The sequence below is a fragment of the Vibrio owensii genome (assembly GCF_002021755.1).
GTDB lineage: Bacteria > Pseudomonadota > Gammaproteobacteria > Enterobacterales > Vibrionaceae > Vibrio > Vibrio owensii.
This window is the reverse complement of sequence record NZ_CP019960.1, coordinates 277,249-300,238: the sequence shown is the minus strand read 5'-3', so window position 1 is coordinate 300,238 and position 22,990 is coordinate 277,249. Positions and strand designations below refer to the sequence as shown.

The window sequence follows — 22,990 nt, the reverse complement described above, 5'->3', positions numbered from 1 at the left end:
TTCCAGTTCGATAGTCATGGATGTGAACGTTGGATAAAAGCCAAATTCAGCTCGAGGCCGAGCTCAACGCCCTTGAAGGCCAGATAAAATCTGATCCCGAGCGAGCATTCCGAATCGCAGAGCAGTGCCGTATTCGTGCAGAGCAAATTCTATTTGTCGATGGCGAGATCCGTGCACTTATCATCATGTCGCACGCATGCTGGTGTAGCATGGACTATCGTCATGGCCTAAAGCTGATTAAAGACGCTTACAATATTCAAATTCAACTCGATACTGACGATCACCTTCCAGAAATTCTCCACCTATTCGCGCTTCAATATTGGGGACAAGCTAAATATTACTCCGCTCAACAATATTGGATTAATGCCCTTGAACAATCGGCCTTGGTCGACGACATCGAGATTCAAATCGAAGCCTTAATTGGCCTAGGCAATGTTTGGCGAATCACTAATGAACATAAGCTTGCCGCTTCCACGCACGAGCTTGCGGTTAAAGTGGCAAATAACGTCCGTATCGCTTGGTTAGAGGGGAAAGCGAGAATCCTGCTGGCTTGGGATTACTACCTACTCAACAACTTTGTTGAAATGCTCACCGTTTTAGACGGCGCAACCGAAGTCCTGAGAGATCATGAAGACAGCACTTGGCAAGCTGAGATATGGGATTTTAAAGGACTGGCGCTTCTTGGCTTAGAACGTCTCGATGCCGCAGAAGAAGCGACGCAAAAAGCCCACCAGCTCGCGATAGAGCAAGACCTGACTTGGATGAAGGCCCACTCTTTCATCAGCCGAGCAAGACTCGAACTATTGCGTAAAAACACCGAAAGTGCGGCTAAACTTTTGCAATCCGCCGAACAATCCGCGCTCGCGTTTGATAACGGTGAACTACTCAGCCAAATCTGCTTCCAACAATCACGAGTTGCCGAAGAGCAAGGCAATTACGAGCTCGCTTTCCAAGCGTTTCAAAAATATCGCAAACATGCCCTCAAGATGCTTAAAGAGCAGACACACCGAGTCAGCATGGACAAAGCTCGTGGCTCAAAACGCCAGCTAGAACAGCGAGCAAGAAAACTCATCAACCGTATTCGTGCTCAACATGAATATGACCCAGAAAAGCAGTTCTCAAATGTAGTGTCAGAAACCTATTGGTGGGAACAACTGGTTCTGTTTAAGACCGAATTGAAACGCTCTAATCATGCGATCATCATGATACGTCACTCCGATCCAGCGTTTCTCGACATCTGTACCGAATTAGTCCACTCGCTCACCACGTCTAGTGATCTTATCTCTCGCTTGAGCAGCGACCGTCTGGCAATGTTGATTGCTGAAAAGGATCAAGCCGCCGAAGATCTCTACCGCACCGTTTGCGCGATGTTAGACATCTACCCTTGGAAACGTCGCGGTTTAACTGGCCCTAAGCCGACCCTTTATCTACAGGACATCCTAACCTTCCCGTTCACATTAGAGCAGTTGGAAGAGAGCCACATTGAGGTAATGAAGAATGGAACAACTGCTTAGTAAGGTCACTGATGCAGGCATGGATCCCTCCTCAGTCACTGGTGAAGAGGCGTTGATCTTGTGGGAACACATTCGCCTACATATTGCTTCAACCAATCGAGAGAAAGCGCATTGCTATATCATCAGTGCTGAGTATCGCAGCAAGATTAAACAGTTAACAGAAAGCATTGAAGAGTTACGCCACGCGCTCGATTTACTCAAACTGCCAGAGGACGTCGAAGACATTCTTTCGGTGAAATCGAGCTTGAGCGATCGCTTGGTCGAGAAAGGCGACTACAACGCGGCATTAACCGAGTACATCTCTTCCTCCAATATATCGGTGGAATACGGTTACATTGATGAGTACGTGTTAGCTATCATTGGAATGGGCAATCTGTGTGACGCGTATGGCGATCATAATCGCGCTCTACGCTACTACCAAAAGATCGATGCAATTGATCATGCGATTGGTAGCCGCTCACTGAGATTACGCTACAAACTCTATATGTTGGCGTGTTACATCAGCCTTCAGCGCATCGGCGCGGCGACAGACTTGCTCAGCGAATGTGAAGAACTCAGCATCTTGGTCAGTGATAAAAACCTAACGGGTCAGATTCATTTATACCGAGCCAAACTGCACCGTTTACAAAAAGAGTACAACGAAGCGCTGCTTGCCATCTCTCAAATCCAGTATGCGACCGGTAAGCAGCACACATTCTGGCTCTCAACCATGGTAAAAATAGAGACGGCTTACTGCTTGAATGAAGTCGGTCACCAATCGCTGTCAAACCTACTGTTGGCCTCGACTGGCAAACGTATCAACGAACATTCTTCACCACTGATTGCGAACCGCTTTTACAATGCAATGAGCCAAGTGTGTTCATCGCAAGGTTTGTTCAAAGAGGCACTCAATTACGAGAAGAAAGCGTTTCGTGTCGAATCTGACTTGGTGAAACACATTCCAATCAGCGAGCTAGGGCCTGCGCAATTGCGCCGCCTCACTCGATTTGAATTACAACTCAAACTAATCCTTTCAGAGATTGAAAACAAAGAACTGAAAGAGACGACTCAACAACACAAAAATACGGTAGCTCAGTTGCAACAAGACGTGTTCACAGACCCTCTGACGTCTTTGCACAACCGACGTTGGTTGGAAGTGAAGCTCAAAGATTTGCTGCTGCACGACACGCCTTTTGCCTTACTGGTTATCGACATTGACCACTTCAAATCGATTAACGATGAGCTAAGCCACTTAGTGGGTGATAAAGCCATTGTGAACGTTTCGAAAGAACTCTCCGATTACTTTAAATTCCGTGGGTCTTCATGTGTACGTTTTGGTGGAGAAGAGTTCTTGGTGATTCTTGAAAACACCGAAGTCGCTAAAGCTGAAATGCACGCTGAAAACTACCGTGAGCGCATTTACCAGTTTGGTTGGCATGAAATCTTGGGCGAGCGCGGTTTGACCGTCTCCATCGGCATCACCTTACATCGCGAAGGTGAAAACACTCAACGTACCTTCTATCGTGCCGACAAAGCTCTGTATCGCGCGAAAGCCAACGGCCGAAATCAAGTGTGTACTGAGCTATAAGTCAAGCCCTCAACGATAAACAAAGCTCTGCCCCACAAACCAAGCTCTGAACAACAAAAAACGCCCTAGCTCAAACTGGGGCGTTTTTATATCTTGCTTCCACTCGTTAAGAGAAAGACTTAAAGAAAGAACAATGAAATACCGCCGAGCGCGACCAATGTTCCTATTACACTCTTCACGCCAACCTTTTCACCTTTAATGGCGTAAATTACTAAGATAAACAGCGGGCTTGTGGCGATTAAGGTTTGCGCTATCGCTGGGTTGGCGTACTTCAACGCAATCTGTTGTAGCCAAAGGGCAAGAAAGGTCCCGACAAAGATCGCCAGTAACAACCATCCCATTGCTTTGTTACCCATCTCTTGAATGTGCTGCTTGATGCCTTTAAACGGTGCAGGCTCAACGACTTTAATCACCAAGCAAACCGCTAACACACCAATGCTGAGTCGAATCAATGCACCAAGCAACGGTGGAAGATCGCCTGCAACCAACGCATAGTGCGAAATCACCACACCCGAAGCTTGGCATACACTCGCCAACAGACCAAACCCGATGCCGCTCCAATTTGTTTCTTCGCCTGAAGAAGAAGGTTGAAAGACCACAAAAGTCACTGCTGCGGTTGTCACTACCACGCCAAGCCAACTTTGTAATGTCAGCTCCGAACCAAGAAACACCAAAGCAAGCACGCCCGATAGCGGAGGAGCAAGAGATTCCAGCAATAAGGTTTTATTCGGACCAATGCGCTTCAACGCAGCGAAGTAAGCACTGTCACCAATGGCAATACCAATCACACCGGAAATCGCCAATACCGCGAGATGTAATGGTTCAATTTGTGTTGGTATACCCTGCGGCAAAAATGGCATGACCACCAGCATCATCGCCGACGCAATAACGCCTTTGACAATGTTCAACTGCATCGCCGAAAAGCGATGACTGAACTGACTGTATATCCATGTGGCAACCGCCCAAACGACCGCCGCGCAAATTGCAGCGATCTCACCTGAATATTGCACTGCTTACTCCTTCGTATTGCATGCCGTATCTCTCAATAACAGCGCATCGAGTTATAAATAACTTGATTCACTTATTGTTTCATCAAATACTTAAACAGTTAATTTACGTAAGTTTTTCTATTTAGCAACAAGCACAGGGAAGTAAGATGTTTCTAGACTATTTTGCACTTGGGTTACTCATTTTCGTTGCTTTGGTTATCTTCTACGGAATCATTGTGATTCACGATATTCCTTATGAAATAGCAAAAGAGCGCGAGCATCCTCACCAAGACGCTATTCACTACGCTGGCTGGGTAAGCCTTTTCACACTTCACGCCCTTTGGCCTTTCCTTTGGATTTGGGCGACATTATGGCGCAAAGAACGAGGCTGGGGCTTCAAACAACTCGAACAAGAAACGCATGATATCCATCATCGCCTCGAAGAGCTAATAGATGAAGTCAACGAATTGAAAAAAGAAGTCTCTACGCTGAAAGGCGAAAAGCCAACGTCAAGCACTCCAGCACAAAAAGAACAAGGTAAGGAGGAACAATAATGGATTTACTACTGGTTCTGACTTACGCCGCGTTATGTATCGCGATTTTCAAAATCTTCAATATCCCATTGAACAAATGGACAGTTCCAACTGCTGTTCTTGGTGGTGTGGTGTTGGTCGGTACACTTATCTTGCTGATGAACTACAACCATCCGTTCACGCAAATTGGTAACCAAGTCTTCTCAACCACACCCGTCGTTTCTGGCGTTCGTGGCCGAGTGATTGAAGTACCTGTTCAACCAAACCAACCATTGCAGAAAGGTGATGTACTTTTCCGTATCGATCCGATTCCATTCCAAGCGGAAGTGGATAAGCTGCGCGCGAAAGTGAAAGAAGCCAGCCAAGGTGCACTGGGGCTAGAGTCTGGCGTTCAAGAAGCGGAAGCAGCGGTCATCAAAGCACTTGCTGAGCGTGATAAAGCGCAACGCGAATTCGACCGTTACCAACGTGGCTTCGATCGTGGCGCCTTCACCGAGCAACAATTGGATACTCGCCGTCAAGCATTTAAAGCGGCTCAAGCGACGCTTGAAGTTGCTCAGTCCAAACGTGAACAAGCACAAATTGCGTTGGACTCTGAAGTCGGCGGAGAAAACACTCAGGTTGCTTCACTATTGGCCGAGTTACGCCAAGCAGAGTTCAACCTCGATCAAACCGTCGTGAAAGCGCCAACAGACGGCTACGTGACTCAGTTGGCATTGCGCCCGGGCGTAATGGCGGTACCGCTGCCACTTGCTCCTGTGATGACTTTCGTTCACACCGAACAAAAACTGTACACCGCAGCGTTTCGTCAAAACTCTCTGCAACGCCTAGAACCTGGCTTTGAGGCCGAGTTCATGTTCCGTGCGCTACCGGGACAAGTGTTCAAAGGTAAGGTCATCGAAGTGCTACCTGCCATCGCGGAAAGCCAGTTCCAAGCACGTGGTGCACTACTGGGTACCGATGCGCTTCGCACCAGTGGTCGTGTGTTCGTTACTTTGCAAATCACTGATGATCTGACTGAGTATCACCTACCACTCGGTACGGCGGTTGAGGTCGCGGTTTATTCAGATAGCTTTACCCACGTTTCTATCATGCGAAAAGTGCTTATCCGCATGAAGAGCTGGCAAAACTACCTATACCTAGACCATTAATTTAATGGCGAAAAACGCATCAAAAAGTGTAATCAGGGGCTGACAGTCAGCCCCTGTTTTCATTCTAGCCATCCAGACAGATAGCATTCCCACTTTTATCAATATTCTGTATAATGCGCGCCTTATTTTTGATGCTTGCTGAAAAACTAAGCCAGTCAATGGGATGCGTGAATCCAATCACACATTTCTTGAAGAAAAACAGAGCAAACAATAAGCAGCTTGGTTGTTTCCTAACTTTGTTACACAATCAGCGCTATAAAACAAAGCAAGTGAACGTTCTTTAAAATCGACAATTGAACTGAGGTTATCTATGAATCTTTCTGCTAAAACCGTAGTGGTTATTGCAATCGGTGCTGCGCTATACGGCATCGGCGGTTTGCCAATGTTTGGCATTCCTGTGTTTGCAAACACGACGCTGAAACCAGCAATGGCGGTATTGGCATTGTTCTCAGTGTTATTCGGCCCTCTTGTAGGCTTCTTGGTTGGCTTCATTGGCCACTGGGTTACTGACCTATTTGCAGGCTGGGGCGTATGGCTAACTTGGGTACTTGGTTCAGGCATTGTCGGTTTAATTATCGGTCTTTTCCCTTCTCTAACACGCAACCGCTTAGAGAAAGGTGACTTCAATATGAAAGACTTCGCGTTGTTCGTGGTGCTTGCTCTATTGGGTAACGTATTTGGTTACGGCTGCTCAGCCTTCCTAGACACCATCTTGTATGCAGAACCGTTCACTAAGGTATTTACACAGCTGTCGATCATCGCACTGGGTAACACCATTCTTATTGCTATTGTTGGCTTCTTCATTCTTAAGTCTGTCGCAAAACGTAACAAGCAAAGCCGCAACTTAACAGAGGCTTAATGTCGAATGACAATCGAATTTTCTAACTTCTCTTTTAGATATGAGTCGCTGGACAAACCGACGCTAAAAAATATCAATCTAAGGATAGAGAAAGGAGAGAAAATCGTCATTATCGGTCCAAGTGGTAGTGGTAAATCTACCCTTGGCCAATGTCTTAACGGACTGATCCCACACGCTATCAAAGGGGAAACCAGTGGCCAACTGACCATCAACGGTCAAGACACCGCCCCTTTTGACATGCACCAATTCACCGAACAAGTTGGTACCGTACTACAAGATACGGACAGCCAATTTGTTGGGTTGAGCATTGGTGAAGACATCGCATTCGCGTTGGAAAACCAATTGATGTCTAACATCGACATGTACCCATTGGTCAAAGCGACGGCCAAAATGGTCGACTTGGAACAGATGTTAGATCGCTCTCCTCACGATTTATCAGGCGGTCAGAAACAGCGCGTTTCTTTGGCGGGTATTTTAGTCGATGACGTCGACATCTTGTTGTTTGACGAACCACTTGCAGCCCTTGATCCAAAGACGGGTAAGAAGACCATCGAGATTATCGATGATCTGCACCGTGAAACGGGCAAAACCATCATCATTATCGAGCACCGTCTTGAGGATGTACTGCACCGCTCTGTTGACCGCATCATTCTAATGGAAAGCGGTGAAATAATCGCAGATACCACACCGGATGAGATATTGGCATCCCCTCTTCTTGAGGAATACGGTATTCGTGAGCCACTTTACCTTTCCGCGTTGAAAGAAGCGGGCTGCGCGATTGAAGGCAATGCAAAGCCATCGAGCTTAAGCACACTGCCATTGGCGCAATACCAAACCGCCGTCAGCGCATGGTTTGAAGCCTCAAAAGCGACCCACGTTGAAAAGCAAGCCGAGACTCTTCTGGCTGTTCGTAACCTTACCTATTCATACGATGGTGAGAAAAACGCACTTGAAGACGTTAGCTTCGATGTAAAACGCGGCGAATTCGTTTCGGTTTTGGGTAAAAACGGTTCCGGCAAATCCACCATCACTAAACTTGTGATGGGCGTGATTGAACCAGACCAAGGTTCGATGATCTTGAACGGCCAAGACTTAAACGAGCTAACCATTTTCGAGCGCAGCCAAAAGGTTGGCGTGGTAATGCAAAACCCAAATCATATGATTTCGCATCACATGATTTTCGACGAAGTGGCTTTCGGTCTGCGTAACCGTGGTGTTGAAGAGAAACAAGTCGAAGCGAAGGTATTGGAAGTCCTTGAGCTGTGTGGTTTGAGCAAGTACCGCCACTGGCCAATTGAAGCATTAAGCTACGGTCAGAAGAAGCGTGTGACGATTGCATCGATTCTTGCCCTAGAGCCTGAGCTTTTGATTCTGGACGAGCCTACTGCTGGTCAGGATTATCGTAACTACACATCAATGCTGAGCTTTATCGAGAAGCTTAATCGTGAACTTGGCATTACGGTGATGATCATCTCTCACGACATGCACTTGGTCTTGGAGTACACCACTCGTTCCATCGTGATTGCCGACAGCAAGTTGATTGCTGACGCGCCAATGACTGAGGTGTTTAGTTCCCCAGCACTGTTAGACCAAGCGAACTTGGCGACAACTAGCTTGTATGAACTGGCTACTGAGTTAGGCATTGAGAATACGAACGACTTTATGCAGCACTTTATTGACGTTGAAAAAGCGCGTCGAGAGCGTGAAAACAACGCCGATGTACAAACTTCAGAAGCTCAAGATTCACAAAATAATGATGCTAAAAACATTGAGAAAGTAGTGGCATGAAAGACAACAAGATGAAGTTTGGTATCAACTACATCGATACCCAATCGCCACTGCACAAACTCAATGGCATCACCAAGTTTTTGATGTTCATTGCATGGGTAACGGTGGTACTTACGACCTTTGATTTGCGCATCATTGCTCTACTGATCGTTGTAGGTCTTGGTTTGTTAAAAATGACCAAGGTACCTTTCCATGTGTACAAACCTTTACTGATCGGTACAGGCAGTGTTTTGTTGATTAATGCGCTGTTTATGTTCGCATTAGCGCCGCAGCAAGGCAGTGAATACATGGGCTCAACAACGGTATTGTTATCGTTACCGGGTAATTACTCACTCACCCAAGAGACCTTATTCTATTTAGTAACCGTGACACTGAAATACTTCAGCATGTTCCCAATTGCTTTGGTGTTTGTGTTTACTACGCATCCTACTGAGTTTGCAGCAAGTTTGAACCGCATGGGTGTGCCTTACAAAATCGCCTATGCAGTAAGTTTGACCTTGCGTTACTTGCCAGAAGTGAAGAAAGACTTCGTCAACATCATGCACGCTCAACAAGCTCGTGGTGTTGAACTGAGTAAGAAAGCGCCGTTGTTTACCCGGATGAAGAACGTTTCTAAGATCTTAGGCCCTTTGATTTTCTCTAGCCTAGATCGCGCTGACCAAATCTCTAACGCGATGACATTGCGTGGTTTTGGTCGTCATTCTTCTCGTACTTGGTACAGCCTAAAGCCGCTTACCAAGGCCGATATGGTGTGTATGGCAGGCATCGTCGTGATTGTTGCCGCAGCGATTAGCAAACGCGTCATAGACACTCAACTGTTTTGGTATCCGTTCTAAACGAACCACTCTCACAACAAACCAGTATCACGTTGAAAACCGAATACAAAAATGGGATGCCTCTGCATCCCATTTTTATAACCAATTTTCGCGTTAAGTCATTGATTAGTAAGCACTAACTTAGTTCCATCTCAACACACGTGTTTCGTTACCCTCTCCCGGTTTAGCTGGGATATTTAAGGACAGTAACAAGCTCACTGCGGCCATAGCGGCACCAATGTAAAACACGCTTGAAGGCGAAACCAACCAAATCACACCAAAGGTTACCGGAATCACGACAGCGGCAATGTGGTTGATGGTAAACGCCACACCAGCGGTTGATGCCATATCTGCCGGATCAGCTATCTTCTGGAAGTAAGTTTTGATTGCGAGAGCCAACGCAAAGAACAAATGGTCAATCACGTACAATGCTGCCGCCCACTCCGCAGTTTGCACTAAACCATATCCGACGAAGACAAAAATCAGTCCCACATATTCAAACATCAATGCTTTGCGTTCACCAACTGCTCCGATAAAACGACCAATACGTTTAGCAAATAGGAAGTTGAACAAATAGTTGATTAAGAAAAGCAGTGTAATGTCCGCAGCCGAATAGCCAAACTTCTCCACCATCAAGAAACCAGCAAAGACCGTGAAGATTTGACGGCGAGCACCGCTCATAAAGGTCAATGCATAGTAAAGCCAATAGCGCTTACGCAGCACCAACTTTTTGTTTTGTGGTACTTCCGTTTTGAATTCAGGGAACGCAAACGCCATCACCATAATCAGGATAAAACCCGTACCACCCGCTAATAAATAGACCGTTTTAAAATCCAGCTTCAGCTGTTCTAGCAGAACCCAAATCGCACCATACGTAATTAAAGACGCCAATGCCCCAACCGAGATGAACTTACCCAACATCTCTGGCGCTTCTTCTTTAGAAAGCCATTGTAAAGACAAAGATTGCTTTAATGTTTCGAAATAGTGGAAGCCAGTCGACATCAACAAGGTAGTAAAAAGAAGTCCAAACAAAGATGGGAAGTAACCTGTGATTGCCGTGCCCAGTGTCAGCATGGCGAGCGAGACCAACATAAAACGTTGCTCACGGATAAACAGCAAAACAAAGACAACAGTGAAAGCAAGAAAACCGGGAATCTCACGCACACTTTGCAGTAAACCGATGTCAGCTCCATCAAAGTTGGCTTTTTCGATAACGAAGTTGTTCAGCAGCGCCATCCAAGTGGAGAAGGCAATAGGAACAATAATGGAAATCAGCAGAAGAAAGTTTTGTGGCGTTCTCCAACTTTTTTGTGGCGTATTCATGATGAGTCCTTAGGATATGAAGCCGCCATCATACCGCCAAATGTAACAAATTCGCAATATCATTATTATTTATTTACTTTGTGTTTTTCACTTAAATTTCCGAAAGTTAGAATAAAAAACCGCCTCTAAACTTGCGTTTAAAAAGCGGCTATGTCTTTATTTTTTAAAGTTTATTTTACAAAAAATCTTTATGTACTTTGATGATTGCCTTACGAACGGATGCCGGTCCTGATTCTGTTGCAACCAATGGGCGATGTGGTTGCCCCGGATAGAAAATAATGAACTCTCCGGCTCCCACTTTTATGAACTTCTCATCAACCAACTGTTCACTGAAGGCCACGTCTTTGTCTGCTAGCAGGTCTTCTTCTATCGCTGTGAAAGGATTCAAACTGTAGCCAAATACCTCTTCACCTTCGAGCAGGATTTGTACATCTAGATAGTTACGGTGGATCTCAGAACGTCGGTTTTCAAGTGGCTGGGTTTGATCTTCAACCACCATCATAAAAGCCGATTCTCCAAATAACTCATACTTACCATTTTCAATCGGTGTGCTGAGCTTATCTTTTGCTATCTCGATGACGCTTTGCAGCTTAGGAGATAAATAAGAAAGGAACGTTAAGTGTGCTAAATGTCCGGTGTACATAAATGCCTCAAGTAAATAAAACAAGATATATTTGTAATACAAATGAACTTATTCTACTTACGAAGACTTGTATGCTCGCCAGATCACAAAACCGTGAATTCATGCCTCTAGCTTTTTAACCTTTTTAGGCGTCAAAACTGAACATAAGCCATTGATATAAATTAAAAACAAAAACATAAAATTTAATTCACTAGAAGAAACTGAGATCCGACAACACATTTGGGGAATTTTTTCATTGCAAATTCCAGACGGGCGAATATTATAATGACCATATAATCATACAATAGTATATTTTAGGAGTTAGATATGACAAAACCTGTGATTGGTTTCATTGGACTAGGTCTAATGGGCGGCAACATGGTTGAGAACCTACAAAACCGTGGTTACGAACTAAACGTAATGGACCTGAACAAAGAAGCGGTTGCAGCGTGTGTTGCTCGTGGTGCGAAAGAAGCAAGCTCTGCAAAAGAACTGGCTGCAGCAAGTGACATCGTGATGCTTTGTCTAACCACTTCAGAAGTTGTAGAAAAACTGGTTTACGCAGAAGACGGTATCCTAGCAGGCATCAAAGAAGGTGCAGTGCTGATCGACTTCGGTACTTCTATCCCAGCTTCTACTCGTAAGATTGGCGCAGATCTAGCGGCAAAAGGCGCAGGCATGATTGACGCCCCTCTTGGCCGTACTCCTGCTCACGCGAAAGAAGGCCTACTAAACATCATGGCTGCTGGTGACATGGATACATTCAACAAAGTGAAGCCAGTACTTGATGAGCAAGGCGAGAATGTATTCCACCTAGGCGCACTAGGTTCTGGTCACGTGACGAAACTTGTAAACAACTTCATGGGTATGACAACAGTAGCAACCATGTCTCAAGCGTTTGCAGTTGCAAAACTTGCTGGTGTTGATGGCCAACAACTGTTCGACATCATGTCTGCAGGCCCATCAAACTCACCATTTATGCAGTTCTGTAAGAACTACGCTGTAGATGGTAATCCAAACCTAGGTTTCTCTATTGCAAACGCAAACAAAGACCTTGGTTACTTCCTAGAGATGGTAAAAGACCTAGGTACTGAGTCTCTTATCGCTGAAGGTACTTCTGCAAACCTACAATCAGCGCTAAACGCTGGTCTAGGTCAATCTGACGTACCAGTAATCTTCGACTACTTCACTAAGCTAGAGAAGTAATTCGGATTGAGCCTTACTGCGCAAACGTCGCAGTAAGGCTACTTTACTCTTCCCGCTATAACTTTCTCTTCCGCACTTTTCTATTCTCCACTTTTTCATCACGATTCTTCATATCTAGCACGTCTAAACGGTTAATATAGAACCTGATGCACGTTCGAGTGCTTCTTGTTCACCCCATGCAGCGTTATACTGTCTTCTATCAATGGTCACAGTGGCATACGCCTCCGCATTTTTTAGTTTGATATGATGAAAAAACAAGTCCTATTTCTTTGCACTGGTAACTCCGCTCGCTCGCAACTTGCCGAAGCGATCTTTAACCACATGGCAGGAGACCGTTTTCATGCTGACAGCGCAGGCGTTCACCCAAGTGAAGTCGACCCAAGAGTGTTTGAAGTTTTAGATGGGCAAAACATCACGAGTGAAGGGCTTCGCTCTAAAGATTATGCGGAAGTTGAAAGCAAGCACTACGACTTTGTCATCACCTTATGTGACAACGCAAAAGATGAATGTGTTATTTTCGAGCAAGATGTCGATCAGCTGCATTGGAATCTTGTTGATCCCAAACCACTGGAAGGCGTTAAGCCATTTAAAAATACCGCCAAAGAACTGATTGAACGCATTAGCCTATTTTTGCTCCTCAACAGCGAAGAGAACAACACGCATGTTGACCCGAGCAGCTTCTTTAAACTGATGAGCGATCCGCTACGCTTGAAAATATTAATGCTTTTGGAGGACGAACAAGACTTGACGGTCACGGATCTTAAAAACGCGTTAAATGAAAGCCAGCCTAAAGTCTCTCGCCACTTAGCATTATTGCGCGATACCACATTCTTAAAAGACACACGCCAAGGGCTTTGGATTCATTACCGCTTATCGCCATCTTTGCCGATGTGGATCAAGCATTTACTGCAAACGGTTCGCGTTGGTAACCCTGGCATCATTAACGTTGAGAAATCGCGCTTAAAAGCCGCGCAACAGAACGAGCAATAAGAGCTTCACTCCCACCACACCGCTACATTTAATTCAAAGACACTGCTGAATATTTTTATTTGAAGCAGTGTCACCTTGTCATCGTTTCGTCAATTCTATTGCTTGGTAATTACCCAAGCTCAAAAAAAATATAAACCATTGATATATTTAAATAATAAAGCGCAATCTTTCCGCTTTTGGGTATAACCCATACCTCTTGGTTTTAGATGAGCAAAATAACCATTTCTCTGTTGGGCATCGACCAAAATCGCTTTATTTAAGATGCCTTTTTGAACACACAGGCAAACGATATTGTAAGTATCTTGCTACTACGGTCCCGACTCCAGCTGGTAGCAGTTTGTGACTCCACATAAGCCTTGCCCACCTACCACTCCATAGGTGGGCTTTTTTTCAAAAGATGCAGTGTGTAGGCATTCCAGACCGATATGTTTTAAAGGTGATAACTTCGGCCAGTATTCATTGAGATATCATCTGAACATCAGCCAAACAACTGGCTCAATCAATATTTCATCTTTGATAATCGGGAATACCCATGCGAAACGCTAAAATCGCGAAGACCGTTTTGTGGGTTGTGGTCAGCAGTTCGATACTTTGGCGACAGCTAGTCAGCATGGACTACTTGCTCCATTAAACAAGCAGACCGCACGCCTAGTGATAATGAGGTGAAGCCTCATCGAAAGCCCTTTTCTCACGGAAGAGAGAGGGCTTTCAACTTTCTATACCGAACTAAACGTCTATAGTCATCTGGATGATGAACAATCTTGGGAATGCCTAAATCCTTTTTAGTACCGATGCTAAATTAAGCACCGAATTGAGAGATTAGGATTCATGAGATGAAATACGCATTTTCAGTGATGTTATTGTCACTGCTTCCTGTGGTCGCAAACGCTGGCCCTATCGACCCGAAATGTAGCCCTAAGAAGCTGGCTAACGGTGTAACGAAGGTTGTAGGTAACCGTTGTACGCTTGATGAGACGATCGCGGATACTACGAAAGAAGCGCTAGGCGTCGACCATCGCGTTAACCCTAAGAAGCGACTAGAAAGAAAAGGCCTTATCAAAGACGAAAAGTCGGACTAAGCGCCCACCTTCCATTCCTTCCTAAAATGGCCAGTGTTTATCGACACTGGCCATTTGGTTTTAGCTCAACCGAAGCCCCCTCGCCTTTAATCGTCGTAGGCCCAATATCAAAGCGGCATGCTTCGCCACTAAGGTAAACGGTATTCAATAGATTGTGCTCTTGATAAGTAACTCTGACTTGAGACTCCATAGGAGCAACAACGATGATGTCAACTTCACGTCCAGTGGGTTGAGCTTGGTTAACACAGCCAGCGCTAAGTAAAACAAAAGGAACTAAGAGGCTTTTCATAACAATAGAGTCTTTCATTCACGTCATAACAGTCAAAAAAAACCACCCAGATACAAGGGTGGTTAATAAAAAGGAATACGCTATTTCTATAACAGTGATGAATCTTAATTAAGCTCAATAATATTTTGATGGCATCGAAAAATTAAGCAAAACTAGACTGCCTACCAGCTAAACTCGCTCTTTGTTCTCTTACTCTTTGTTTTGTTATTCAATGTTCTTCACATTCAGTCGATTCTGGAACTCAAACACCTTTTCAGGACAAACATCTAAACAACGCCCGCAACTCATGCAGGTTTGATCCATCACGCGACGGTCGCCTTCTTTTAACGGTTGACGCAAAATCTCCGGCTCGGGGCAAACATAAAAACAATCCATGCACTTAGTACAGTGTTCTCGGCGCACGGCAGTGACTCGCATTAAACTCTTGCTACCAATCACACTGTACGTTGCTCCCAGTGGACACAAATGACCACACCAGCCGTGCTCAACTAGCAATAAATCCAGCACAAACACCAATAAGATCAAAACCCAGCCAGCGCCCATGCCAAATACCAAACCACGATGCAGCGCCGCAACAGGGTCCAGCCAAGTCCAAAGCACTGAGCCCGAAATCGCGCTGCCAAGCATCAATGCGGGAATTAACCAATAGCGAATGTTTGGCGACCAACGATAACTCGCTTTGAGATTGAGTTTTCTGCGCAGCCACGCAGCAAAATCCGTCACGATATTGAGTGGGCATACCCAAGCACAAAAAGCGCGCGGAGCAAGAGTCGCGTAAAACACCAACACAATCGCTACGCCCAGGAAAGCGTTAAACTCTGGAATATGACCTGTGGCGAGAGACTGTAATACAATCAAAGGATCGCTTAATGGCACCGTATTAAGCAGCATACTGGAAGATAAATTGCCTTGCAGAATGCCCCATGTTGGCCCTGCCATAAACAGAACAATGATGGTCAGTTGGCATAATCGACGTAGAATGAGAAAACGATGCGCACGCCACCAGCCCAGTTTTTCGATGGCTTCTTTGCCAGCATCTTGCGCTAAGTTCTTGGCCATTATTGACCTCCTTTGAGCGACTCAAGCGCACCACTTGGTACTGGATTATCTGCTGGTAAGACATTTTCAAGCGGCTTGTCGATTTCTTGCCAGCCAAAGTTGTAGTGACTACCAACCTTACCTTTGGCGAGATCGGTCGGCACCACTTTGATCGCTGCCACATCAAGCACGCAAGCTTGTTCGCATTTACCACAGCCCGTACATACATCAGAATTGACGGTCGGGATCAGTTTCGCGTGATAGCCCGTTCTGTCATTACGAATATTTTCCAATGTGATCGCTTCGTCGATCAGCGGGCACACGCGGTAACAAACATCACAACGTAAACCTTGCCAGTTGAGGCAGGTTTCGTGGTCGATCAGCACAGCCGTTCCCATTCTCGCATCATCTATATCGGTGAGGTCATGATCCAGCGCACCGCTAGGACAAGCCACGACACAAGGAATGTCTTCACACATTTCGCAAGGAATATCGCGCGCAGTAAAGTACGGTGAACCTGTGGCAACTGGAGATAGCAGACTCGCAAGCTTCAAAGTGTCATAAGGGCACGCCTGAACACACAACCCACAACGAATACAGGCAGACTCAAAATCACCTTCTGGCAAAGCGCCAGGCGGACGAATAGGCACACCTTTAGTTTCGCGTGCTTGGCTCTGCAAAGACTGCAATCCAAGAACACACGCTGCCGCACCCACACCAGCGGCGGTACGGGCAGTGTCACGCAAGAATCGACGTCGACTTTGCGAGACTTTTGACTGAGAGGATTTCATTATTATTTTCCCCAAACACGCTCTAATTGCTCTTAAATAAGTTAAGCATAAATAGCGCTAAAAAGGCGTGCTCCCCATACCCCATAAGAGGTAACTCCAACCTGTCTTGATTAAAATCAACTCGTTGCAGATACCAACTTCACACTTTGATAAAAATGAGTTTATTTTAGTCAATACAACTTCACCATTATTCTCCATAAAGGTGAACTTTCTTAGTACAAAAATTCAACGGAAAATCACTCTCATTGGTATTTTCAATGATAATTCACTATAAAAAGTGAAAGTTGGAGGTTCGTAACATACTAATTTAAAAGCCATTTGAAGGGTAAAAGCAAAAAAAGGCTATTCAAAGTAACTTTCTCTGGTTAGATTGAAGTTAATTCCAACAAACCACAGGAGAGAAGCATGGAAATTATCGTTCGTCCAACCACTGTTGAAGACGCCGCTGCGCTAGTCGAAATTTATTCGCAACCAAAAGCACAACGTGAAACCCTGCAACTCCCTAAGCCATCTCTCAAGATGTGGGTTGAGCGACTATCGAACATGCCAGCTGGTGTGTATAGCTATGTTGCAGAAATCGATGGCAAGGTAGTGGGAAACATTGGATTTCATCATTCACAGCGCCCGAGAACTTCGCACACCGCCTCGTTTGGCATTGGTGTTCATGACAAGTTTCACGGCTTAGGCGTTGGAAGTGCGTTGATTAGTACGGTGACAGAACTGGCCGATAACTGGTTAAATGTAAGACGTATCCATATCGAAGTGAATGCCGATAACGACGCTGCAATAGGCTTGTACAAGAAGCACGGCTTTGAGATTGAAGGTGAGTTTGTTGATGCCTCCTTCCGAGACGGTGAGTTTATCAACACCTATAGCATGGCTCGCATTCGAAAACCGAAAAACTAACAGTTATCCTCCATGATAAAACTCCCGCTTTTTCACTGTGAAATCCAGCGGGAGTTTTTATTTACTGCTTTAAGTCCAAATAGTCTAACGCTCGTTTCGTTAACGATTCGGTATAGGGGTTAATCTTCCAATGACCCGGACTCCAACCTTTCACAAAGCGCTGAAAATCCGCCCAAGCAACAGCGAACAATAGTCGCCATTCTTGCTCAACCAAAGAAGCATCAAGCTCAGGTTGATAATGTTTAAGTGCACTATCTAGGGCGTCAAAGTAGGTATTCAGCACCCAAGATTCCATCTCTGCACACTGATTCGGTTCAACAGCACTGCTCATGAACAGCGCCACGTCTTTCATCGCGCAGCCATGACCTACATACTGAAAATCTACTGCAGCAACAGCTGAGCCTTCATCATCAAAGCAAAAATTGGCCAGCTTGGCATCACCATGAACCAGTGTTTGAAAGCGTGCCTGACGCAAAGTGCAGTCAATCATCTCCGCATGTTGGTTGAGCCTGTCATCTTGAAGTGCGGCCAATTCATCAGGTCTTGTGTCCAAATGCCAATAGGTACCTGTTGGCCATAAAGTGTCGTCAGTAACACCAATATAGCGCGCGTGGAAGTTTGCCAACCAAACCAAGCAGGCTTTCAAGTGTGCTTTACTCGCCTCTTTAATCACGTTTGGATAACCGGCTTGAGCGAGGTCTTCCATCACAATCAGCCATTCATTTTCGTTCTGAAAACACTTGAGCCCTTGCGGGATTCGGCAACGTTCGTCGGCCTGTTGACTGAAGTGCTGATACCAACTGACTTCAACCTGATAAGAATGCAGCTTACGTTGATGGGAGCGATCGGTGTTCCAACCACGCGGATGTTCCGATGGTTTAGGAAGTTGAACGTGTTTAACAATGATCGAGCGGCACGGAAAAGTCAGCCGAACTAACTCACCATAACCACCCCATAGAGATTGAATCACATCGATGCGTTCAAGCGAACCTAGCTTGAGCTCGTCACCGATGTTTTGATAAAGCGGATTGTTCATTGGCTCCATTATGCGAGTAAATGCGCCCATTCAGGGTGTGTTGCCATGTATTTAATCACGTAAGGGCAAACGGGTACAACGCGATAGCCTTGTGCTTCAATCTCTGGCAAGACGGCTTCCATCATCACTTTGCCATAGCCTTTACCGCGCACTTCCTCAGGTATCAGCGTGGATGTTATGTGCATCTCTTGTCCATCAAGCTTATAAACCACTTTTGCTTTGTGGTCTTGCTCTAAATCGACCCAAAAAATTTGGCTTGTTGTGTCTTGTGTCACTTTCTGCATTATCCGTGCCCCACTTTTCACTCGTGCTTTATTGAAACCAGCTATGTGACTGCATAGAATGATATCCACGCAATAGTCTAGTCATTTAGTACTACCATAACATAGCGCAAAACCGTCTTCTCACATTAGGTACGACAATAATAATGAGAAATATGATGACGAGTGCAAGGGACAATCGTTCGTCTCTTACAAATAAAAAAGCACCAGAACGTCAGGCAAGCACATTAAACAGCACCGATGCAATGGCAATGGTGGAACATGGAAGTGAAGTGACACTTAACGTCACCACGCCGGTAGGCACCAAGTTCATCACCACTAGCACATTTATGGGCTGTCATTCCAACAATACCGCGCTGATTGAACTCCCAAATATCTCCGACGAGGATTTGAAGTTTTACTTTCAGGAAGGCTTCTGGATTAACGTAAAAGCCTATTCCCATCGTGGTGAAGGCGCCGTGATCCCTTTTCGCGCCCAGCTTCAACACCGTTTGGGCGACCCATATCCATTATTGGTACTGAGTCTGCCTAACACCATGCAGGTTTATCAACTACGAAAAGAAATGCGATACGAAGTGAATCTGCGCAGCCGCCTTCAGTTCGAGCAATACCGAGCAGAATGTGAAATACGAGATCTTTCTAAGAGTGGCTGTCGATTTGTTACCTCACCGATGAGTAGAACGCTCCAAGTCGGTGATCTTGTCACTCTCGACATAACAATGCCGGGTAACGGACGCATGTTAGCGCCACTAAAAGGGCGAATCTGTAACTTACAGAAATCGACACACTACGCACGATACGGGGTCGAGTTTGATGATTTCGGGAAAGCAAATGCCAAAAACCTTTTAAGTCACCTCAAATTTGATGGCACCAAGCTAACGCTGAAAGGATAAACCAACCCATATCCAACGTATGAAGCACTGCGTTCAAGTGCCTAATTAGTTCAAATAACCCTAAGGCGTTCAAATGCCCCTTAAATGAAGAAAACCCCTTACCACACGGTAAGGGGTTTTGTTTTACTAAGAAAAAGGCGGGATCTTAGAAAACAATTTGACTTAGAAGTCGTAACGTAGACCTAGTGCTAGTTCGTCTTGCTCGTCAGAACCTTCGTTGTCCATTAGGTCGAAGTTGTATGACGCGTAGCCACGGAAGTTAGGCTTGAAGTAGTAAGTTACGTCAACAGCTAGGTTTTCTACAGTATCTGTGTCTTCTACGTCACCTTTGTTGTAAGTAGAAGTGAACACTGTTTGACCCATAGTGTATGCAGCTGCTAGTTCGTAACCTTTGTAATCGTCAGAATCTTGCTCGATACCTGTGTAGTTACCAGCAACGTAGAAGTTACCTACAGTGTAAGAAGCCGCTAGCATGTATTGGTCAACGTCATCTTGGTTAGCAAAGCCAGCACCTAGCTCAAGGCCAGTGTCAGCGAATGCGTAAATACCAGATAGAGAGAAGCCATCTTGCTCGTTGTCGTCAAAGCCGTTTGCATCTGTTGTGCGATCAGCAAAACGGTAGCTTGCACGAAGCGCTAGTTGCTCGAACTGGCCTGAGTAAGAAACCATGTTGTCTGTGCGGTCAGCAACTGGCAGTTTTAGTGCTGCAGTGTTGCCGTGGTAAGCCATGATATCAGTGAAGTCAGTGATAACGCCCAGTGCACCGTCGTTTTTACCGTAAGTGATTTCACCGTATTTACCGCCAAGACCTGCGTACGCGTAACGAGTCTCTAGATCGCTGTTGTTATCAACTGCGCCGTTTTCGAATGTTTCGAACTCACCTTCCCAAAAACCAACACCGTATAGGCTATCGCTGATTTCCTGTTTGCCTAGGAAGTTAAGACGGATACGTGAACGGTCTTCTGCTTTGCCGTCGATCATAGATAGACGAGCTTCAGCGCGGCCGCCCATTTCTAGTGATGTACCGTCTTGGTTGTACAATTCTGAAGCGACAACTTGAGATCCAGATGCCATTAGCGCCACTGCTACAGCTAAAGTTTTCAATTTCATTTATAGTTTTCCATATCTTTGTTTTGTCATCATTTTCTCACCAGAAAACAGGACTTTTCTGTACCAACGAGAAAACGGGCGGCATCGTAGCAGCTGCTATTTTTAACGCAACAAGTTGAATACACAGCCTCAATTGAACAAAACACCACTGGAGATGACGATATGAATACCTCCAAACCCTCAAGTTATCGGTTCGGTGAATAAAAGCGTGCGCGTCAAAAAACTTTTGACGCTAAAAAGTGAGATCCAACATTTATAAATGTGACATTAATCACCTTTTATTTTTAGTAACTGACTGTTTTAATTACTGTTAATTAAATCATTACTCGATTTTTGATAAAAAAATCCCCAAGCCGAAGCTCAGGGATTCTTTTCAATCAGTCGATGTTTGTCGCTTGCTGCTTTTGACTAAAGCTTGAAGAAACTCAACTGCTCTTTTTGTTTTTCAGCAAGATGAGAAAGCTCTGTACTTGCGCTCGCGCTTTGGCTGATGCCCGCTACGTTTTGGTTTACAAGTTCAGACATGTTTACCACGTTACGGTTGATGTCTTGTGTTACTTGAGACTGCTCTTCCGCTGCCGTCGCCACTTGCGTGTTTGAATCGTTGATGTTCGCTACCGACTCGGTAATACCAATCAACGCATCGTTCGCTTGCTGAGTTAGCTCGTTGTTGCGGTTAAGCATCTCTAGGCTCACCTGCATGCTGTCGTTTGCAAGACCAGACTGCGCTTGAAGCTCTTCAATGATAGAAGAGATTTCTTGCGTTGAGTCTTGAGTGCGTGCCGCTAGCATACGAACTTCATCTGCTACAACAGCAAAACCACGACCAGATTCACCAGCACGTGCTGCTTCAATCGCTGCGTTCAGTGCTAGAAGGTTAGTTTGCTCAGATACGCCACGAATCACTTCAATAACGTCGTTGATTTGAACCGATTGTTCTTTCAGACGAAGAACCACTTGCGCCGCATCGTTAAGCGCTTGAGACATTTGCTCGCTTGCTTGTGCACTCTCTTGGAAGATAGCTAGGCCAGATTGTGCTAGACCGTCTGCTTCACGTGCTGTTGCGTCTGCTGATGTCGCGTTGTCGCTTACGTTGTTTGCTGTGCTCGCAAGCTCGTTAACCGCCGATGCCACTTGCTCGATTTCAGCCAATTCTTGTTGTGCATTCGCTTCAGCTTGTGTCATTACCGCTGCAAGTTCTGTTGAAGCAGAAGCCACCTCTTCACTGATGCGCATCAGTTGATCAACCGTATCGTGAAGCTGTTTCGCTGTTTGGTTTACGTCTTTGCTTAGCTGTGAAATTTCGTTGTCGCCATCAATGTCTGCACGTACCGACAGGTCACCACCTGCTAGCTTGCGCATCACTTCTTGAAGTTTTTGGATTGGCGTAACAATCATGCCAGATAGGAACCAAGCACCTAGCAAAGAGAATGCAAATACCGCAATGACTGACATCATGGCATTGTTTTGTACGCGAGTATGTTCACGTGCGCTTGCTGCGGTTGCTTCCGTCGCAATCTCATTCACACGCTGTGATAGCGCGTTGATGGTTGCCACCATTTCGTTACCAACACGGCGGTAACCTGAGATAAAGTTTGTGTATTCGCTATCAGATACTAAGCCACGGTCGTGACGGTTAAAGAATTCTACCGCACGTGTTGAGTAATCAATGTAAGCATCAATACTTTGGCGTACTTTCTGCGCTTCTTTGCTGAACGTACCGCGAGCATCGACAAGATCGAGATCAGCATCAATTGCTTTTGCACCCGCTTTTAGGTCAGCAAGGAAAGCATCACGACGAGACGCATCGTAAATCGCGTAAACCGCGCTAATGCGCAATGGGTAAACTTGGTCGTCGATTTTAGCCAATGTGTCTTTGTAGAACACAAGAGAGTCGGAGTTAGAAGCAACCAATTCTTGCTCTGCTTCTAGGTTGTTTTGAGTGATCCACAATGTGATGAACAGAGTGATCGCGGTGAATAGAACTGGAACCAAAACTTGCGTTCGTACTGACAAGTTTTTCAGTGATAGCTGCATGAGTAACCTCAGGTATTTGAGTGTTGGCTTCCTTGCGATGGGATTATTCCCAGACGAATAGACAAGGGGGCAAATACTAGAGATAGATCACACTTTTGTCCAGAGCAAAAAGCCATCAATTTCATGGCTTTAGCGACAATATCCCGACAACTGCGTCGGGATATTGTCATTGT

The 22,990-nt window shown here is 45.4% G+C and carries 22 protein-coding genes; 12 read left to right on the top strand and 10 right to left on the bottom strand.

The features are described 5' to 3' along the window. Window positions 1–29: 29 nt before the first annotated feature. Together A9237_RS18015 and A9237_RS18010 are read left to right on the top strand one after the other, a co-directional pair. Window positions 30–1,514, top strand: a complete 1,485-nt coding sequence (locus tag A9237_RS18015) for a tetratricopeptide repeat protein (RefSeq protein ID WP_009704947.1) — start codon at window positions 30–32, stop codon at window positions 1,512–1,514. Further along, window positions 1,498–3,081: a GGDEF domain-containing protein gene (locus tag A9237_RS18010; RefSeq protein ID WP_078608901.1), complete on the top strand. Its 1,584-nt coding sequence runs from the start codon at window positions 1,498–1,500 to the stop codon at window positions 3,079–3,081. The genes A9237_RS18015 and A9237_RS18010 overlap by 17 nt, the downstream gene beginning before the upstream one ends. Before the next feature lie 119 nt (window positions 3,082–3,200). Here the strand turns inward: A9237_RS18010 and A9237_RS18005 are convergent, their stop codons facing one another. Further along, entirely contained in the window at window positions 3,201–4,091 is an 891-nt protein-coding gene (locus A9237_RS18005; protein ID WP_078608899.1) for a DMT family transporter, read from the bottom strand. Between the two features lie 146 nt (window positions 4,092–4,237). Between A9237_RS18005 and A9237_RS18000 the strand changes: the two genes are divergently transcribed. From A9237_RS18000 to A9237_RS17980, 5 genes are all read left to right on the top strand, one after another. After that, window positions 4,238–4,624 (top strand): DUF3302 domain-containing protein, encoded by a 387-nt coding sequence (locus tag A9237_RS18000; protein WP_078608897.1) that lies wholly within the window; start codon window positions 4,238–4,240, stop codon window positions 4,622–4,624. Next, entirely contained in the window at window positions 4,624–5,754 is a 1,131-nt protein-coding gene (locus tag A9237_RS17995; RefSeq protein WP_009704951.1) for an HlyD family secretion protein, read from the top strand. The genes A9237_RS18000 and A9237_RS17995 overlap by 1 nt, the downstream gene beginning before the upstream one ends. 310 nt (window positions 5,755–6,064) lie before the next feature. Further along, window positions 6,065–6,613, top strand: coding sequence for an ECF-type riboflavin transporter substrate-binding protein (locus A9237_RS17990; protein WP_005432209.1), 549 nt, complete (start codon window positions 6,065–6,067; stop codon window positions 6,611–6,613). A gap of 6 nt (window positions 6,614–6,619) precedes the next feature. Then, complete coding sequence (locus A9237_RS17985) at window positions 6,620–8,401, top strand: ABC transporter ATP-binding protein (protein ID WP_078608895.1); 1,782 nt, start codon at window positions 6,620–6,622, stop codon at window positions 8,399–8,401. After that, complete coding sequence (locus A9237_RS17980) at window positions 8,398–9,237, top strand: energy-coupling factor transporter transmembrane component T family protein (RefSeq protein WP_020197879.1); 840 nt, start codon at window positions 8,398–8,400, stop codon at window positions 9,235–9,237. Before A9237_RS17985 ends, A9237_RS17980 begins: the two co-directional genes overlap by 4 nt. Window positions 9,238–9,357: 120 nt before the next feature. Here the strand turns inward: A9237_RS17980 and A9237_RS17975 are convergent, their stop codons facing one another. Together A9237_RS17975 and A9237_RS17970 are read right to left on the bottom strand one after the other, a co-directional pair. Then, on the bottom strand, window positions 9,358–10,539 hold the full coding sequence (locus A9237_RS17975; protein WP_005438997.1) for an MFS transporter: 1,182 nt from the start codon (window positions 10,537–10,539) through the stop codon (window positions 9,358–9,360). A gap of 175 nt (window positions 10,540–10,714) precedes the next feature. After that, window positions 10,715–11,182 carry a NanQ anomerase/TabA/YiaL family protein gene (locus tag A9237_RS17970; RefSeq protein ID WP_045479727.1) on the bottom strand — a complete coding sequence of 156 codons (468 nt, stop codon included), beginning with the start codon at window positions 11,180–11,182 and terminating at the stop codon, window positions 10,715–10,717. A gap of 306 nt (window positions 11,183–11,488) precedes the next feature. Here A9237_RS17970 and A9237_RS17965 point away from each other — a divergent pair, with 306 nt between their 5' ends. From A9237_RS17965 to A9237_RS17955, 3 genes are all read left to right on the top strand, one after another. Next, window positions 11,489–12,367, top strand: a complete 879-nt coding sequence (locus A9237_RS17965; RefSeq protein WP_005438999.1) for an NAD(P)-dependent oxidoreductase — start codon at window positions 11,489–11,491, stop codon at window positions 12,365–12,367. A 243-nt stretch (window positions 12,368–12,610) separates the two neighbouring features. Further along, complete coding sequence (locus tag A9237_RS17960; protein ID WP_038895949.1) at window positions 12,611–13,357, top strand: metalloregulator ArsR/SmtB family transcription factor; 747 nt, start codon at window positions 12,611–12,613, stop codon at window positions 13,355–13,357. A gap of 833 nt (window positions 13,358–14,190) precedes the next feature. Next, the gene (locus tag A9237_RS17955) at window positions 14,191–14,436 is read left to right on the top strand and encodes a hypothetical protein (RefSeq protein WP_005439002.1); all 246 of its coding nucleotides are present in this window, start codon (window positions 14,191–14,193) and stop codon (window positions 14,434–14,436) included. Window positions 14,437–14,473: 37 nt separating this feature from the next. Here A9237_RS17955 and A9237_RS17950 read toward each other — a convergent pair whose 3' ends face one another. From A9237_RS17950 to napG, 3 genes are all read right to left on the bottom strand, one after another. Next, the gene (locus tag A9237_RS17950; protein ID WP_054824338.1) at window positions 14,474–14,725 is read right to left on the bottom strand and encodes a hypothetical protein; all 252 of its coding nucleotides are present in this window, start codon (window positions 14,723–14,725) and stop codon (window positions 14,474–14,476) included. Between the two features lie 204 nt (window positions 14,726–14,929). Beyond that, window positions 14,930–15,784, bottom strand: coding sequence for a quinol dehydrogenase ferredoxin subunit NapH (gene napH, locus A9237_RS17945; RefSeq protein ID WP_078608893.1), 855 nt, complete (start codon window positions 15,782–15,784; stop codon window positions 14,930–14,932). Then, window positions 15,784–16,554, bottom strand: coding sequence for a ferredoxin-type protein NapG (napG, locus tag A9237_RS17940; protein ID WP_005439014.1), 771 nt, complete (start codon window positions 16,552–16,554; stop codon window positions 15,784–15,786). Before napG ends, napH begins: the two co-directional genes overlap by 1 nt. A gap of 405 nt (window positions 16,555–16,959) precedes the next feature. Between napG and A9237_RS17935 the strand changes: the two genes are divergently transcribed. Then, window positions 16,960–17,460 (top strand): GNAT family N-acetyltransferase, encoded by a 501-nt coding sequence (locus A9237_RS17935; RefSeq protein ID WP_005439016.1) that lies wholly within the window; start codon window positions 16,960–16,962, stop codon window positions 17,458–17,460. Window positions 17,461–17,521: 61 nt separating this feature from the next. Here A9237_RS17935 and A9237_RS17930 read toward each other — a convergent pair whose 3' ends face one another. Together A9237_RS17930 and A9237_RS17925 are read right to left on the bottom strand one after the other, a co-directional pair. Continuing rightward, on the bottom strand, window positions 17,522–18,505 hold the full coding sequence (locus A9237_RS17930) for a phosphotransferase (RefSeq protein ID WP_078608891.1): 984 nt from the start codon (window positions 18,503–18,505) through the stop codon (window positions 17,522–17,524). Beyond that, the gene (locus A9237_RS17925) at window positions 18,505–18,780 is read right to left on the bottom strand and encodes a GNAT family N-acetyltransferase (protein WP_005439019.1); all 276 of its coding nucleotides are present in this window, start codon (window positions 18,778–18,780) and stop codon (window positions 18,505–18,507) included. Before A9237_RS17925 ends, A9237_RS17930 begins: the two co-directional genes overlap by 1 nt. Window positions 18,781–18,932: 152 nt before the next feature. Here A9237_RS17925 and A9237_RS17920 point away from each other — a divergent pair, with 152 nt between their 5' ends. Next, complete coding sequence (locus tag A9237_RS17920; RefSeq protein WP_418386554.1) at window positions 18,933–19,670, top strand: flagellar brake protein; 738 nt, start codon at window positions 18,933–18,935, stop codon at window positions 19,668–19,670. Between the two features lie 162 nt (window positions 19,671–19,832). Here the strand turns inward: A9237_RS17920 and A9237_RS17915 are convergent, their stop codons facing one another. Continuing rightward, window positions 19,833–20,780, bottom strand: coding sequence for a porin (locus tag A9237_RS17915; RefSeq protein ID WP_005439023.1), 948 nt, complete (start codon window positions 20,778–20,780; stop codon window positions 19,833–19,835). 408 nt (window positions 20,781–21,188) lie between these two features. Further along, window positions 21,189–22,817, bottom strand: coding sequence for a methyl-accepting chemotaxis protein (locus A9237_RS17910; RefSeq protein ID WP_038895942.1), 1,629 nt, complete (start codon window positions 22,815–22,817; stop codon window positions 21,189–21,191). Window positions 22,818–22,990 lie beyond the last annotated feature (173 nt).

Coding starts and splice junctions, on each gene's coding strand:
- A9237_RS18010 (WP_078608901.1), top strand. CDS start 1,498: ATGGAACAACTGCTTAGTAAGGTCACTGATGCAGGCATGGATCCCTCC.
- A9237_RS18000 (WP_078608897.1), top strand. CDS start 4,238: ATGTTTCTAGACTATTTTGCACTTGGGTTACTCATTTTCGTTGCTTTG.
- A9237_RS17995 (WP_009704951.1), top strand. CDS start 4,624: ATGGATTTACTACTGGTTCTGACTTACGCCGCGTTATGTATCGCGATT.
- A9237_RS17990 (WP_005432209.1), top strand. CDS start 6,065: ATGAATCTTTCTGCTAAAACCGTAGTGGTTATTGCAATCGGTGCTGCG.
- A9237_RS17985 (WP_078608895.1), top strand. CDS start 6,620: ATGACAATCGAATTTTCTAACTTCTCTTTTAGATATGAGTCGCTGGAC.
- A9237_RS17980 (WP_020197879.1), top strand. CDS start 8,398: ATGAAAGACAACAAGATGAAGTTTGGTATCAACTACATCGATACCCAA.
- A9237_RS17975 (WP_005438997.1), bottom strand. CDS start 10,539: ATGAATACGCCACAAAAAAGTTGGAGAACGCCACAAAACTTTCTTCTG.
- A9237_RS17970 (WP_045479727.1), bottom strand. CDS start 11,182: ATGTACACCGGACATTTAGCACACTTAACGTTCCTTTCTTATTTATCT.
- A9237_RS17965 (WP_005438999.1), top strand. CDS start 11,489: ATGACAAAACCTGTGATTGGTTTCATTGGACTAGGTCTAATGGGCGGC.
- A9237_RS17960 (WP_038895949.1), top strand. CDS start 12,611: ATGATGAAAAAACAAGTCCTATTTCTTTGCACTGGTAACTCCGCTCGC.
- A9237_RS17955 (WP_005439002.1), top strand. CDS start 14,191: ATGAAATACGCATTTTCAGTGATGTTATTGTCACTGCTTCCTGTGGTC.
- A9237_RS17950 (WP_054824338.1), bottom strand. CDS start 14,725: ATGAAAAGCCTCTTAGTTCCTTTTGTTTTACTTAGCGCTGGCTGTGTT.
- napH (WP_078608893.1), bottom strand. CDS start 15,784: ATGGCCAAGAACTTAGCGCAAGATGCTGGCAAAGAAGCCATCGAAAAA.
- napG (WP_005439014.1), bottom strand. CDS start 16,554: ATGAAATCCTCTCAGTCAAAAGTCTCGCAAAGTCGACGTCGATTCTTG.
- A9237_RS17935 (WP_005439016.1), top strand. CDS start 16,960: ATGGAAATTATCGTTCGTCCAACCACTGTTGAAGACGCCGCTGCGCTA.
- A9237_RS17930 (WP_078608891.1), bottom strand. CDS start 18,505: ATGGAGCCAATGAACAATCCGCTTTATCAAAACATCGGTGACGAGCTC.
- A9237_RS17925 (WP_005439019.1), bottom strand. CDS start 18,780: ATGCAGAAAGTGACACAAGACACAACAAGCCAAATTTTTTGGGTCGAT.
- A9237_RS17920 (WP_418386554.1), top strand. CDS start 18,933: ATGATGACGAGTGCAAGGGACAATCGTTCGTCTCTTACAAATAAAAAA.
- A9237_RS17915 (WP_005439023.1), bottom strand. CDS start 20,780: ATGAAATTGAAAACTTTAGCTGTAGCAGTGGCGCTAATGGCATCTGGA.
- A9237_RS17910 (WP_038895942.1), bottom strand. CDS start 22,817: ATGCAGCTATCACTGAAAAACTTGTCAGTACGAACGCAAGTTTTGGTT.